The organism is Eubacterium sp. An3 (genome assembly GCF_002159465.1).
Taxonomy (GTDB): Bacteria; Bacillota; Clostridia; order Lachnospirales; family Lachnospiraceae; genus Anaerobutyricum; species Anaerobutyricum stercoris.
In genome coordinates this window covers 51019-65633 of the sequence record NZ_NFIR01000021.1, presented here as the reverse complement: position 1 = coordinate 65633, position 14615 = coordinate 51019, and the positions used below count along the sequence as shown (strand labels likewise).

At 43.9% G+C, this 14615-nt stretch carries 16 protein-coding genes and 1 pseudogene; 13 read left to right on the top strand and 4 right to left on the bottom strand.

Translation table 11 applies throughout. The features are described 5' to 3' along the window. Positions 1-109: 109 nt before the first annotated feature. Positions 110-634, bottom strand: a complete 525-nt coding sequence (locus tag B5F87_RS14995) for a hypothetical protein (protein ID WP_087282430.1) — start codon at positions 632-634, stop codon at positions 110-112. Positions 635-754: 120 nt separating this feature from the next. Here B5F87_RS14995 and B5F87_RS21450 point away from each other — a divergent pair. Further along, positions 755-906 (top strand): annotated as a pseudogene (locus B5F87_RS21450) (TnpV protein); the annotation flags it as partial. Positions 907-944: 38 nt separating this feature from the next. Here the strand turns inward: B5F87_RS21450 and B5F87_RS14985 are convergent. Beyond that, entirely contained in the window at positions 945-1919 is a 975-nt protein-coding gene (locus B5F87_RS14985) for an AraC family transcriptional regulator (RefSeq protein ID WP_087282427.1), read from the bottom strand. Positions 1920-2107: 188 nt separating this feature from the next. On the opposite strand from B5F87_RS14985, the gene B5F87_RS14980 reads away from it, so the two are divergent. Genes B5F87_RS14980 through B5F87_RS14950 form a run of 7 tightly spaced genes read left to right on the top strand, consistent with a single transcriptional unit; the run spans position 2108 to position 9187 of the window. Next, complete coding sequence (locus tag B5F87_RS14980) at positions 2108-2722, top strand: MptD family putative ECF transporter S component (protein ID WP_087282425.1); 615 nt, start codon at positions 2108-2110, stop codon at positions 2720-2722. Beyond that, positions 2719-3438: an energy-coupling factor transporter transmembrane component T gene (locus B5F87_RS14975; RefSeq protein WP_087282423.1), complete on the top strand. Its 720-nt coding sequence runs from the start codon at positions 2719-2721 to the stop codon at positions 3436-3438. Before B5F87_RS14980 ends, B5F87_RS14975 begins: the two co-directional genes overlap by 4 nt. Continuing rightward, a complete protein-coding gene (locus B5F87_RS14970; protein WP_087282421.1) occupies positions 3439-4896 on the top strand; it encodes an ABC transporter ATP-binding protein in 1458 nt (485 codons plus the stop codon). Positions 4897-4926: 30 nt separating this feature from the next. Continuing rightward, a complete protein-coding gene (locus B5F87_RS14965) occupies positions 4927-6693 on the top strand; it encodes an ABC transporter ATP-binding protein (RefSeq protein ID WP_087282419.1) in 1767 nt (588 codons plus the stop codon). Next, positions 6686-8392 (top strand): ABC transporter ATP-binding protein, encoded by a 1707-nt coding sequence (locus B5F87_RS14960; RefSeq protein ID WP_087282418.1) that lies wholly within the window; start codon positions 6686-6688, stop codon positions 8390-8392. The genes B5F87_RS14965 and B5F87_RS14960 overlap by 8 nt, the downstream gene beginning before the upstream one ends. 11 nt (positions 8393-8403) lie before the next feature. Next, complete coding sequence (locus B5F87_RS14955) at positions 8404-8793, top strand: metal-dependent transcriptional regulator (RefSeq protein WP_087282416.1); 390 nt, start codon at positions 8404-8406, stop codon at positions 8791-8793. After that, positions 8783-9187, top strand: a complete 405-nt coding sequence (locus tag B5F87_RS14950; protein WP_087282415.1) for a winged helix-turn-helix domain-containing protein — start codon at positions 8783-8785, stop codon at positions 9185-9187. Before B5F87_RS14955 ends, B5F87_RS14950 begins: the two co-directional genes overlap by 11 nt. A gap of 86 nt (positions 9188-9273) precedes the next feature. Here the strand turns inward: B5F87_RS14950 and B5F87_RS14945 are convergent, their stop codons facing one another. Together B5F87_RS14945 and B5F87_RS14940 are read right to left on the bottom strand one after the other, a co-directional pair. Continuing rightward, the gene (locus B5F87_RS14945) at positions 9274-9927 is read right to left on the bottom strand and encodes a hypothetical protein (RefSeq protein ID WP_087282413.1); all 654 of its coding nucleotides are present in this window, start codon (positions 9925-9927) and stop codon (positions 9274-9276) included. Next, positions 9924-10109: a hypothetical protein gene (locus B5F87_RS14940; protein ID WP_087282411.1), complete on the bottom strand. Its 186-nt coding sequence runs from the start codon at positions 10107-10109 to the stop codon at positions 9924-9926. The genes B5F87_RS14945 and B5F87_RS14940 overlap by 4 nt, the downstream gene beginning before the upstream one ends. Positions 10110-10498: 389 nt before the next feature. Here B5F87_RS14940 and B5F87_RS14935 point away from each other — a divergent pair, with 389 nt between their 5' ends. From B5F87_RS14935 to B5F87_RS14915, 5 genes are all read left to right on the top strand, one after another. Beyond that, positions 10499-11023, top strand: a complete 525-nt coding sequence (locus B5F87_RS14935) for a flavodoxin domain-containing protein (protein WP_087282409.1) — start codon at positions 10499-10501, stop codon at positions 11021-11023. A gap of 215 nt (positions 11024-11238) precedes the next feature. Continuing rightward, entirely contained in the window at positions 11239-11613 is a 375-nt protein-coding gene (locus B5F87_RS14930; RefSeq protein ID WP_087282408.1) for a GntR family transcriptional regulator, read from the top strand. 2 nt (positions 11614-11615) lie between these two features. Continuing rightward, positions 11616-12467, top strand: coding sequence for an ABC transporter ATP-binding protein (locus B5F87_RS14925; protein ID WP_087282405.1), 852 nt, complete (start codon positions 11616-11618; stop codon positions 12465-12467). After that, complete coding sequence (locus tag B5F87_RS14920; RefSeq protein ID WP_242963795.1) at positions 12464-13096, top strand: ABC-2 transporter permease; 633 nt, start codon at positions 12464-12466, stop codon at positions 13094-13096. The genes B5F87_RS14925 and B5F87_RS14920 overlap by 4 nt, the downstream gene beginning before the upstream one ends. A gap of 421 nt (positions 13097-13517) precedes the next feature. Further along, entirely contained in the window at positions 13518-14525 is a 1008-nt protein-coding gene (locus tag B5F87_RS14915) for a C45 family peptidase (protein WP_087282401.1), read from the top strand. Positions 14526-14615 lie beyond the last annotated feature (90 nt).

The following is a 14615-nucleotide window of genomic DNA, read 5'->3' as shown; positions in this document are numbered from 1 at the left end:
CTATAAACAGATAAGTAATTCGACAGCCAAAAAGCAGAAGTTCCGACAAGGCAATTATACATATCTGTTTCTTATCAAAGAAGAATTTTTCCCATAGACACAGAAAATTTTACGCCCTCGAAGCGTATGTCGGCGCTCTCAGATATTCCGGCTTTGCGCCAATGAAGTCGCCTACTGCTGTCACCAGCTGCTTGCGGCGTACACCTGTCACATTATAGGCGGCCTTGATGCCTTCCGGTTCATTTCCCTCCGTTGCAAGTCTGCTGGGATCTTTTGCCGGGATTTCACCGTCCTGCGGGTTGTCCTCCGGTGCGGCCTCTGTTTCCGGCTCGGTAGTCTCCACAGCCATAACCTCTGCGCTTTCCTGCGAGGCGGCTTTGGCTGCGGCCTTCGCCGCCCGGCTTACTCTGGTGCGGGCCTCCGGGAATACCTCCGGCAGTACGCCTTCCTCATAGTGGATTTCAAAGGTGATCTTCCCGTCCATGTGTACGTTGAAATGGAAGTCGGTCATTTCCACCTCTTTGAGCATATCCGGCAGCTCAATATTCTTGTATCGTTTTACTTCCTCGCCGTTTACCATAAGGCAAACCGGAACCGCGTCTCTCAGTTTCGCTGTGATTTTTCCTGTTTTCATTATCATTTCCACCTTTCATTTTTCTGCTTGGGCTTGTGCCTCGTGTGAGTCACAGCTTACACACCACGGGTGGAAATGCAAGGCTTTTCAAATAGAAAGTTTAATCATTTTTAGAAATTAAAGCGAATGGACGCCATGCTACCCCGCATGATGGAGACGGCGGGCGTCACCGAGGAACTGAAAGCCCTCGACCCCATGCGCTGGGTGGGCTGATGAACATGATGAAAGCGCAAGCGGAGGAAATTATACAATCCGAGTTGATAATTCAATAATAGGGTGAACGCCAGAGATTGTTCTCTGGCGCTCATTTCTACTTTCGTTGTGAGACTTTTCTATACTCCAATGGCAATAAGCCCGTACTCTTCCGAAATAACTCTGCGAATCTACTCGCGCTTGTATATCCAACGCTTTGTGCGACTTGACCAATAGATAAATCTGTTTTCGCTAAAAGGGTTTCTGCCTGACTCATTCGCCGTTGCTGTATGTATTCTGTAATTGTGCATCCATGATATTCTTTGAAAGCTGTCTGAAGTTTTCTGGCACTCATGCAAGATATACGCGCGATCTGTTCTAAAGGAATATCCTGAATACAGTGATCGTTGAGATACAGTGTTAGGTTTTCTAATTGCTGAACATCCTGAACGGATAGTTTTTTTCGGACTTCTTTTCTTTGCTGTTGTAAGCGGCTCCATTCTACAATAAGTGAGATAGCTTCGGCCACTTTCCCTTCATAAAACAAGCCCGCAGAAATGCCGCTGCCTTTGTATGCCTCTACTTGTTTTAATAGGCGGGACATTTCAGGAAAATCCGCTGTCTGTCCAACGGCTTCAAATGCTTTGAGAGGATTTGCATATTCATCAGGATACTGCTCTTTTAAGTAATCCTCATAATAAGCAGGCATTATTTCAATTCCAACAGTACGGATCGGAATTTTTTTATGTATGAGAACTTTGTATGTGGAATAGCCGCCAATAAAACTTTTCACACTCCCAGCTTCTAACCGGCGATAAGGGGATAATTCCTCACCGGAGATAGAGTCAAACTGCATGATGCTTAAACACTCTGGCCAGTTAAAATCCAGAATAGTGTCTTCGTTGAGATAGAAGTCGTGGATTTTGATGTCGAAAAGGTCCTGTCTGTTATAAATCCAGAATGTTCCTGTCCCAATTTTGTCATTTAGCTGCCAGGTGGTTCCGACCTCACAATAGTCCAGACTATTCGGAGCCGGTGTAAAACCCCGTTCCGCAAATTGTGTTACATAAAAATCTTCAATCTTATTCTTCATAACGCATTTCGCTCCTTTGCCACGATAGCGCAAACTTATATCTTGATAACGCAAACATCCTTCCAAGCTATTGTAAGAAGGATGTGAATAGAGTATCTTTGATTTGTGGTTAGCAGCTCCTAACCTAAATATAACATAAGAAATGGGGAGCGTCAAGGCAACGCTTCTCTGAAAAGGAGGATTTGGATATGTCTGTGCAATCATCGTATCTGAACAAGAAAGGTCTTACAGTCAAGGACCTTGTAACTATTGGTATTTTTACTGCACTATTTTTCGTGTTTGAGCTTATCGGCTCCCTTCCGTTTGCTCCAAACCCTGCGCTTACTTTCTATCAGCCGTTTGGGATTGCCCTGCTCTGCGGACCTGTGTATCTTCTGATGGTAGCAAAAGTACCAAAGCGTGGTGGTATTGTCGTTTTGGGCATTATCAATGGTATTATCTGGTATGTACTCGGAATGCACTGGGCAATGGATTTGGGATATGTCGTCATGGGCATCGTAGCTGAAATCGTCGCAGGTGCTAAAAGTTATCGAAACATCAAGTGGAATATTGCTTCTTTTTCTCTATTCTGCCTTGGGCCTGCCGGTGTATTTTTGGCTTATTTCGCCGATCCTGCTGCGTGGGCTGAAACAATGCTGAACAACGGAACTTCGCAGGAATACATTGACATGATGACTGCTTCTGCACCTGCGGGAATGTTGCCGGTTATCCTTTTGGGAACTATCATACTGGGAATTATCAGCGGCCTTGTAGGAAAGAAATTGCTCAAAAAGCAGTTTGAAAAAGCGGGGATTACCGCATGAGCAATGGGGAAAAACGCAGGGGGCTTTGGATAGACCCCCGCACAAAAATTCTGCTGTTGCTCTTATGTGTCCTGTCGGCAACGATGGCTCCGTCCCTTCTTTATGAAATGCTTGTCGTTGCGCTGGTAGCCTGCTTTGGAACTGCCTGTGGGAAAATACGCTACTCCATTATTGGGATTATTGTCTATGGAGTTTTCTACTTGTTGACACAGGCGGTGTTGCAGATGCCGTCCGGCAATGTACAGGTAATGTTGATTGCTTTCCTGGGGCTGGTTCATAAGGTTTATCCTTGTGGCATTTTGTCCGGCATTATCATTTCAACGACAAAAGTGGGGGAATTTCTCTCTGCCATGAACCGAAGCCATATTTCACAGAAGATTGTAATTCCTGTTGCGGTCATGCTGCGCTATGTACCTACAATTCGGGAGGACTGGCATTTTATCAAAGACGCTATGCGGATGCGGGATGTATCACCTAATCTCAAAAATTTTATATTACATCCGGCTATGACAATCGAGTGTATCTATGTTCCGCTGATGATGGCTGCATCCAAAACAGCAGATGAATTGACGGTCGCATCTGTAACAAGAGGAATTGAAAATCCCACACAAAGGACTTCGTATGTAAGGATTGGCTTTGGCATAGCCGACCTCATAGTTGTCCTTGCCTTCCTTGCCATGTTTCTTGTGGGGCAATTCTACGGGGAGGTGTTTTGAATGATTGAACTGAAAAACATAACTTTCTCATACGAGAGACGGGAGCAAGGCGGTTTGCGGAATATTAACCTGACTGTCAAAAATGGAGAGTGCATCCTGCTGTGCGGGCGAAGCGGCTGCGGAAAAACAACAATCACTCGACTTGTAAACGGACTCATCCCCCGATTTTATGACGGAGAATTAACAGGCCAGGTTGTGATTGATGGCAAAGATATTGCTGACCTGACTATGTATGAAATATCAGAAAAGGTAGGAAGCGTATTCCAAAACCCGCGCACACAATTTTTCAATACTGACAGTGACAGCGAAATTGCGTTTGGCCTTGAAAATCAAGGAATGCCAACGGAGGAATTGCGCCAAAGAGTAGAAACCACAGCGGCGGATTTAGAAATCCAGTCACTGCGTAATCGTTCCCTACATGCATTGTCCGGCGGAGAAAAGCAGAAAGTCGCGTTCGCCTCAGTTTATGCTATGAACCCGGACGTTTACTTGCTGGACGAGCCATCCTCTAATCTGGATATGGATGCCATACAAGATTTACGAAAGCATCTGAAACTTGTCAAGCAACAGGGAAAGACAATTTTAATCGCGGAACATCGACTCTATTATTTGATGGATGTTGCGGATCGCATTGTCTACATGGAGCAGGGGCAAATCGCCGGGATTTATACGCCAGAGCAATTCAGGGCTATTGAAAAAGACGAGCGGAAACGCATGGGACTCCGGGCTGTGGATCTCCATGAAGTACATCCGCAATTCACAAGGCCAGGCGCGACAGAGAACAAAATCCTGAAATTGCAGGATGTGGGCTTGTATTATAAGAAACAGGCCATTGTGGAACATATCAACCTTTCAGCAGGAATTGGAGAAGTCATCGGTGTTGTCGGCCATAACGGTGCAGGAAAGACAACTCTTTCCCGTACTCTGTGCGGACTGCATAAAGAAGCCAGTGGACAATTCCTGTGGAATAAAAAAGCACAAGACAGGAAAGAAAGGTTGCGCCGTTCCTATATGGTCATGCAAGATGTCAACTTTGAATTATTTGCTGATAGTGTAGAAGCGGAATGCTCCTTTGGTATCCGCAATCCAGACAAATCGCTAATTGAAACAACAATGGATAGCCTGGGCTTATTACCCTATCGCACCCATCATCCGAACACACTCAGCGGGGGACAAAAGCAGAGGGTGGCGGTTGCTGTCAGCATGATTTGTGGAAAAGAGCTTTTGGTATTTGATGAACCCACAAGCGGTTTGGATTTCGATAGTATGGAGCAGGTTGCGTTGCTGATCCAAAAGCTTTCTGCTATGGGGAAAGTAATTTTTGTCGTAACCCACGATTATGAATTTGTCTGCCGTACCTGTTCCCGCGTTCTTCATATTGACCACGGAGAGCAGTGCGATGATCTTCCGTTGGTTCCGGATAATGAAGAAAATCTAAAAAAGCTATTTTCTATATAGCCGTTGAATGGATATGAAAGGAGTGAGTTTATGCAGAAGGAGAAAAAGAGCAGTTCAATCAGGCTCTTGCTCCAATGGGCTGGAAAAGAAAAATATTGGATGTATCTGGCGGTCATCCTATCCTTTTTCAGTGGAATTTGTACCATGATCCCTTATTACGGGATTTACAGTCTGATGAGTGCTGTCTATACAGGAACCTGTACCACAGAATTTGTTATTCGGGATGCTGGCATAATCGCTGGCGGTATCGTTATCCGGTTTTTATTGTTTGGTGCATCTGGTGTGGCATCTCACAAAGGGGCCTATCGTGCATTGCTGAAGGTGCGCTGTATGGTGATCGACCACATGGCAAAAGTACCTCTTGGTGCGCTGAATGAACGCAGCACCGGCGAGATTAAAACGGTTCTGAATGAGGACATTGAAAAGCTGGAACTGTTTCTGGCCCACAATGTGCCTGAATTGATCTGTTACCTTATAGGGCCGGTGGTGGTGTTTATTTACCTTCTGACTGTCAATGTGCCTTTGGCATTGGTATCGCTGGTGCCTTTGATATTGGCGCTATTCGTCATGTGCGGGATGTTTATGGGAGCATCCAGCATGATGGGGCGTGCCAACCAATCTGTTGCTAATCTGAACTCCGTAATGGTGGAGTATATCAGCGGTATGAAGCTGATAAAAGCCTATAACATGGGAAGTAAATCTTTTCAGAAATTTTCTGCTGCTGTAAAAGAGGAAAATGATGTTTGGAATGAAATGTCTAAACGGATGGGGCCATTTTACGCTTCTTTTATCGTTGTGATTGAGTGCGGGATGCTGTTGCTGGTGCCGCTGGGCGGTATGTTTTTCCTGAATGGTTCCATTACAGCCAGTGTATTCCTGTTGTTTGCTTTTGTCGGTTCTATGTACCTGACGGAGATCCGTCCTTTGCAGGAAATATCCAGCAATATGGCGCAGGTACTTAAGGCGGTTACAAAAACAGAGGAAATTTTAGAGCTGCCGATTTATGAGGGTGGCAGTGATTTTCCCCAGGCACATGACATTGAACTGCGGAATGTACGGTTTTCTTACGATGGTAAGGTAAATGTTCTGGAACATTGTAATCTAAAAGTCAAAAATGGAGAGCGTATGGCTCTGGTAGGTCGCTCTGGCGCAGGAAAAAGCACTGTGATTGAATTGATTTCCCGTTTTTACGATGTGCAGGAAGGCGAGGTACTGATAGGCGGTAAGAATGTCAAGGAGATCAACTACGAAACACTTTTGCAGAATATAGCGATTGTATTCCAAAAGACCTTTCTTACCCGTGACAGCGTGTTTGAAAATATCCGTATGGGCAGCAATGCCACTCTGGAAGAAGTGCGGGCTGCCGCAAAAGAAGCTCAGATTGATGATTTTATCATGTCTTTACCAGACGGTTACGATACGAAGGTGGGGAGTTTCGGTTCCCGCTTCTCCGGCGGCGAAAAGCAGCGGATTGCAATAGCGCGTGCTATCTTGAAAAATGCACCTATTCTGATTTTAGACGAGGCTACAAGTGCTGCAGACCCCGAAAATCAGGTGGAGATTGATAAGGCTATTGAAAACCTGTGCAAAGGCAAGACGGTAATCGTTGTTGCTCACCGTTTGGGGGCCTTGAAAATGTGCAATCGGGTAGCCGTTGTCGAAAATCACACGATTACAAGTGTAGGAACACATGATGAAGTCCGGCAGGATAATGCTTATTACAATCAGGCATGGACAGACTATGAAACGGCCCGCAATATTACTTATCAGTTGGAAGGAGGTGCAGATCATGCGTGAAAAGCCATTAAAGAAAAATAGCCGGTTTTATCTTGGTATGGTTCTAAATGTTGTGGAAGGTATGCTGTCCGGTTTTAACTTTCTGCTCCTTTATGAAGCAATGAAAATACTGTGGAATGGTACAATCAACTCGCCCTCTCTGCTCCGGCTTTCTCTGTTTTTAGGCGGCATTTTCATTCTGCGTATTGTGATTTACAGCGTTGGTTATACACAAAGTCAGATCGGTGGTGCAGCGGTCAGCAACCGTACCCGGCTATTCCTGGGAGATAAAATAAAGCGCATACCTCTGTCCAGATTTACGCAAGGCCAGACTGGACAATACATCAACATCGTTACCAGCGATGTCAACAACTATGAAAAAATCCTCACCCATACGGTCGGGGACATTGTTAAGCACATCACCTTTTGTACCATGATGATTATTTTTGTGGGCTGTATCTGGCTGCCGGGAGGCATCATCCTTGCCTGCGTCGAATTGGTTTTAATTCCGTTCCTTTGGCTCTCTTTTCGGGTTGTCCGCAAGTATGGTACAGAGAAAAATGCCGTCAGCGCCGAAACGGTCAGCAGTATTGTGGAATATGCCACGGGCATTCAGACCTTTCGAGCCTATGGTATTGGCGGAACAAAAAATGAGACGGTAACATCTACTCTAAAACATTTCAGTGATGTGAGCTACAACTATGAGAAACATGGTATTCCGACAAATGCAATACAATGTATCTTTCTGTGGATCGGACTACCTGTAATGATATGGGCGGCTTCTATCCCTATGCTGTCCGGAAAACTGGACCCGATTTCCTATTTGTTGATTTGTATGCTGCCCATGCTGCTTGCAAAACTTTCGGACTCCATCTCCCGTGGCCTGATGAGTTACAAAAACTTGAAAATCTCCAAAGAAAAAGTTGTAGACATTATTGAAGAACCAGAGGAAACCGGCAGTATGGAGCCGCTTCATACTGCCACACATGAAATCACCTTCGACAATGTGGACTTCTCGTATGTACCTGGAGAGCCGGTGCTGAAACACGCCACCTTTACGGTGCCAGACCAGAAGCTCACGGCCATTGTCGGGGACTCCGGTTCCGGTAAATCCACCATTCTGAACCTGATTGCAAAATACTACGAGACGAATGGGGGAACTATTTTCATCGGAGGCAAACCAATCAACCATGTGGCTGCCGAGCGCGTGCTGGAACAAATCTCTATGGTAGACCAGGATGTATTTCTCTTTGATGATACCATTCGTGAGAACATCCGGCACGCCCGCCCCAACGCCACGGACGAGGAAATCGAGGCTGCCTGCCGGGAGGCTAATTGTGACGGCTTCATCCGCAAGATGGAAAAGGGATACGATACGCCGACCGGCGAAAACGGAAACCTTCTCTCTGGCGGTGAGCGCCAGAGAATTTCAATCGCCCGCGCTATTCTGAAAAATAGCCCGATCCTGCTTTTGGATGAGGCAACAGCATCCCTTGACATCGAGAACGAGCTGGCAGTTAAGCAGGCCATAGACAATCTTCTGAAAGAGAAAAAGACTGTGGTAATGATTGCTCATACCCTTTCCATCGTCAAAAATGCAGATCAAATCCTTGTGGTATCTGACGGAAAGATTGCTGAAGCCGGTACTCACGATGAATTGCTGGCTAAAGGCGGAAAGTATGCGGCCATGTGGAACGCCGAACAAAAATTATCTGCATAAGGGAGGTCGTAATGAAACTTCACGAATCTGGAGAAGATTATCTGGAGGCTATCTTTGTCCTGCAGCAGAAAAAAGGAATGGTTCGCTCTGTTGATGTGTCGCAGCATCTGGGTGTGAAAAAGCCCAGTGTATGCCACGCGGTTTCTATTTTGGAGCGAGGCGGCCTCCTGGTTAAAGATGAGGACCATTTCCTTCACTTAACTGAAAAAGGCCGGGAGACGGCTGAGGCAATCTATGAAAGGCACTGCTATTTTAAAAACTGGCTGATTGAGGCAGGTGTGGAGGATGCCACAGCGGAACAGGAAGCCTGCAGGATTGAGCATGACATCAGTGAGCAGAGCTTCCAGAAATTGAAGAGATGGAAGGAGCTGGGACATTCTGAAGAAACAAATGGTGATTGAATTTCCAGAGGAGCGGCTGCCGGAGATCTGCAGCTTCAAGAGAAAACTCCAGACTTTGGAAGGTGTAAAAATCTACATGGAGCCGCAGCAGATCCGATATCCGGGATTTTTTCTGGATACGCTCCAACGTAAGGTTATGGTGGAGGAAAAAGAGGTGCCTCTGACTGCCAGGGAATTTGACATCCTTGCAGTCATGGCCCGGCATCCGGGACGTGTGTATACCTATGCTCAGATCTGTCGCATGATCTATGGAGAAACGGATGTCGGGGAAGAAATGTACAGTAGTGCCTACTGTCTGATCAGCAGCCTGCGGAAGAAGCTGGAGAAGGAACCACGGCACCCCCGGTATCTTGATACCGTATATGGTGTCGGGTATCGGTTTGAGATTGCATAATATAATAATCGTTATAGCCATCAAGGGGCGCTGTTTTTTACACAGCGTCCCTTGAGTTCTTCATAAGATATTTACTACAGTTTCTATTATGAGAATGGTATGGTCGAGCCATGATAACCATCCACATGAAGCGGGAGGACTGTAGCTCCGGCTTCTATTTTTTTGATCTGCACGTCATGAGATAATCCCAGGACAGCGCAGCCACACGAAACCTTTTCAATGACTGACTGGCCCGATGCCAGGTCAACGATTGCATGGCCGTTCATTGTTCCAATCCGTGTATTTCCATTCAAGCTCAGAATACGGGAGTTGTCCTGCATGGTATGGATCTGGCTATCCCTATATACATGACGAATAAGTGAAATATCTTTCATCTTATGGACAACTGCATTCTCGCACAAATTAGAGATCATAGCATGGTCATCCAGGCATTGGATCTGAGCGTTTCCCTGCACATTCTTAATGAAAGAGTTCCCTGTGATGATCTCTGCCTGAGCATGATCCTCTATGGTATCTATGACAGAATCAAAACAGTAGATTTCTGCATCTCCACATACGCTTTCCACCTCACAGTGATATAAGATATGTTTACCGTTGCTGATCAGCTTGATTGTCTCATTTGCCCGCAGGTATTTCTTCTGCCAATCTTTCAGTGCGGCGATTAACCGTTGCTGGATAGGTTTGTTCTTCCATAAAGGTCTGTCCAGCCAGGAATCGGGGGTGAACATAGAAAAGTTCATTTCCTCCTGCTTCGGGCTGATCCACCATTTCCAACAATATGGATGCAATCTAAAAATAATGGGATAGGTGCCGTCCTTAATATATCCGGCATCGGCTGAAGATGCCAGAATATCCTGTACCCCTTTATCCCCTCTTGCTGTTGCGTAACCTTCATTTTCAAATAATACAATACTAAATCCATTCTTTTCTCCTTTTTTGTGGGTGTTCCTCCGGAAATTTAATTCAATCCTCCTCTCCTGCTTTCAGGCATAAAAAAAGAGAATGATGCCGGATGCTCATTCTCAAACTTCGTACAGAGATCTCTGCAAAATAAAAAGCCAGAAGGTACTGCCCTGGTGGCAGAATATCCCTCTGACTGATTACAAACCTAAACAGCATATCCTTTTCCGGATAAACACAATTAATGATTACAGATTTAGTATACAACTATATGTGGAATAAAGCAATGAAAAATATCAATATATAGTATTTGCGGTTTCGGTGTAAGTTTACATTCCTCTATTTGCAAAAACCAGAGGTCATTGTATAATGAAAAAGGTGACAAATACGAAGTGATGGAGCAGATGGATTATGAAGAAACTGATTGTTTATGGTACTCAGTATGGTACGACAAAACGATACGCAGAGAAATTTTCCGAAATCATGGATCTTCCATGTATAAGCTATGAAGAGGTAAAAGCACTGTCAGGCTATGATGTAGTCATACATTTTGGCGGCTTGTATGCAGGCGGTGTCAAAGGCTTGAAGGCAACCATCAAGGCATTGCCGGAAAATACGAGGCTGATCATCGTTACCGTGGGATTAGCCGATGTAAGCGATGAGGAAAATATAAATAATATAAGACGATCCATACGCAGACAAGTGCCTGCCCGGGTAATGGATAATACAATGATGTTCCATTTACGGGGCGGCATCGATTACAAGAAATTAAATTTCAAGCATAAAACTATGATGACGCTTTTATATAATAAGGCGAGAAAACTTCCGGAAGAAAAGAAAAACGCTGAAGACAGGGCGATGATAGAAACCTTTAATTCAACAGTAGACTTTGTTGATTACCATGCTCTGGATCAAATTGTAGAGGCGATAAAGTAAGGCAATCCTGAAACGAGATATTTTCAATGGCTTTTGATGGAGAAATGGAATCGTAACGAGAGTAGCGCACGGCGTATAAATATATAATCAGGTCACAGAGGTAGAATGGTAAAATTACTGTTCTACTTTTTCTTTTTCTATTGACAACTGTTTTTGTGTGTTTTATACTGTACTTGTAATAACATAACACCAAAGAACGGAATGGTGGTGGGAATTTGGAGATAGTCGTAAGCAATAAGGCAAGCCGGCCTTTATACGAGCAGATAGCGTCACAAATTAAAGCTGCGATCATGAGCGGTGAGTTAAAAGCTGGCGAAGCAATTCCGTCTGTAAGGTCATTAGCAAAATCATTGCATATTAGTATTTTAACGGTTCAAAAGGCATATACCACATTGCAGGAAGATGGCTTTATTGAAACAACCGCAGGAAAGGGATGTTTTGTTTCTGTCCAAAATCAAGATTTCTATCTGGAAGAGCAGCAGAAAAAAATAGAGGAACATTTCAGCGAAGCAATCGAGATTGCCCGCACAAGCGGTATATCGCTTAATAAATTGGTTGATCTGCTGACACTACTGTATGAGGAGGAGTGACAATGAATAATGCGTTGACGATTTCAGGGCTTACCAAAACGTATAAGGACTTTGTTTTAGATCGTGTTTCTTTCGATGTTCCGGAGGGTTCCATCGTAGGGCTGATCGGAGAAAATGGTGCAGGCAAAAGCACGACAATTAACGCTGTTATGGGGCTTATTAAGAAAGACGCAGGTCAGATTTCCATCATGGGAAAGGAAGAACTGGATAACGATACCAAAGAACAGATCGGCGTTGTTTTTGACGGCAGCAATTACCCGGAAATTCTATCCCCCAAACGGCTCAACCGGGTTATGAAGAATATCTATCATTCCTGGGATGAACACACCTATAGGTCTCTTTTGAAACAATTTTCATTACCCGCCGATAAACAAATCAGTCAATTTTCAAAAGGAATGAAAATGAAGCTGGCAATCACCGTCGCATTGTCTCACAATTCAAAACTGCTGATTTTAGATGAAGCGACCAGTGGCCTTGATCCTGTGATCCGGGATGATATTCTGGATATGCTGTTAGATTTCGTCCAGGATGAGGAACATTCTATACTGGTTTCTTCCCATATTACCAGTGATTTAGAAAAAATAGCTGACTATATCGTGTTTATCCATGAGGGGAAAGTGGTCTTCTTCAAACCGAAAGACGAATTGACTGAGCAATATGGCATAATCAAATGTGGAGCTGCCCAGTTTGATGCCTTAGATAAAAGCGATATCATTGTATATCGGAAAATGGACTACGAGTGGCAGATTTTGGTTTCAGACAGGGAGAAAATGCAGAAGAAATATCCAAAAGCAATGGTTGTTCCGGCAACGATTGACGAAATTATGCTTCTCTATGTAAAGGGGGAAAGATGATGAAAGGACTTATATTGAAAGATCTGTATATTGCCAAAAGCAATATCCTTGTAACAATCGTATGTTTAATTGTTTTAGGGTTTGGGCTTTCATTTTTACTGGAACCCAGCGCACTTTTAGTTTTGGCTCCCCCGTGTGCCACAACTGCAGTTTTCATCAGTATCACAAGTGACGAAAACTCGAAATGGAGCAAGAATGTAATTACCATGCCGGTATCAAGGAGCCAGATTATCGGAGAAAAATTCATTCTCTATATTATTCTTTCCGTGTTGGGAATTATTGCAACACTCATTCCCTGTGGCGTACTTGCAATCATTGACGGCGGAATATCATTAACTTCTTTGTGTCTCTACGGCTCCATAGGGATAAGCGCCTCTTTACTGGCTGGCAGTATCAGCCTTCCGTGCGCATATTTTTTTGACCCTGACAAATCACAAATTGTCTTTATAATGTCGTTTCTGGCTGCAACGGGAATTATTACTGCGCTAGTATTACTTGTCAATTTGATTATTCCCGTAAAAGATAGTATCCTTATGTCATTTAATATCGTACTTATTATAGCAGTGATTATCTTTTTCATTTCACACAAAATTGCTGTAATGGCTTATCAAAAGAAAGATATTACCTGACAGTTGAGCAAGCAGGAAGAGCTGCCTTGTGAGTAATAGAACCATTTTAACAACCATATAAGAAAAACCAAAGCTGCCGCTGCAGGAACACCCATTCCCACAACGGCAGTTTTCATTTCCTCGATCTGCACCGGTGGCAGTGTTGATTGGAACAGCATATACATGATAAAATAATGTAGGCATGAACCAACTCATGCCATGAGAATGTGAAGGCTCCCATCCGTTGAGATGGGAGTTCTTTACAATACATATAATGCACTTCGATTGCATCCAATTCTTTGACATTATCAGTCGGCAATCTCTCCCCTTTACATTCTATATCATGATAATAAAGCGAGGCTTGACTAAAAATTTTTATTCAGTTACCCTTAGATAAGAGTTACCGGTAGCTCTTTATCTAATCAATAAGGAGCGTGTAAAAATGTATCATGCACATTTTAGGGGAACACACTATGAAGCTGGTTTTCGGTGGGGTTCCTTACTGTTGAAACACCAAAATATAATTTTGGAAAATATTCCATTTGAAATTTCACAGGAACGAATCGACTATGCTTCATCCTGTCTTCCCATCTATGAGAAATTTTACCATGAAATCATAGAAGAAATTCAGGGACTTGCAGACGGACAGCATTGTGATGTTCGTATCTTGCAGGCAGTATTATTTAGTATGTACTCTATGCCGCCGACCTGTAACTGCTCTTGCTTTGCGTTCACGACCGGGCAGGAAATTCTCCTGGGACGGAATAGTGACTTTCTAACAGAAATCGAAAAGTTGAATATGAATGTAATATATAGGCTGACTGATGGGGCATATTCTTTTACCGGGAATACAACCGCTTTTGTAGAGGTTGAAGATGGTGTTAATGAATATGGTCTGGCTGCTGGACTGACTTCAGTTTACCCTATTCAGCACAAGCCAGGATTTAATGCGGGCCTGCTTCTCAGATATCTATTAGAAAAATGCAAAAATGTATCGGAAGCCATCTCTTGCTTACATCAATTACCAATCGCTTCCGCCCAGACATTGACTTTGGCGGATATATCGGGAAAGATAGCACTTGTTGAATGTACTCCGGATCGTGTAGAAGTTACAACATCATTAAGTAATACGCATCCTTTTGTCTGTGATACAAATGCTTTTCATCTTACAAATATGATGCAATATAACAGAGCTGGTATTGATGATTGGTTTGCAGAGACAAGGTTTCAAACTATGATGTCTGCCTTCCAAAATACTAAAAAATTTGATCTGGTATTTGCGAGGAAACTGTTATCCGGCAATTATGGTTTTCTCTGTCAATATGACAGGAGTACCGGCAAAGATACCGTATGGTCTGTTATTTATGATCTGAAACAGCATAAGATCTATCGGAGTGAGGGAAATCCCGGACGCCGCAACTTCAAAGAAGATACCCGTTTTTGTTTTTGATTTGCCGGACGCCGGGAGAAAGGAGGGAAACTACACTTCCCCTGCGCTGGATGCCGCCAGCTACTCTCTTTGTAGATTTTCCGCCCGGAA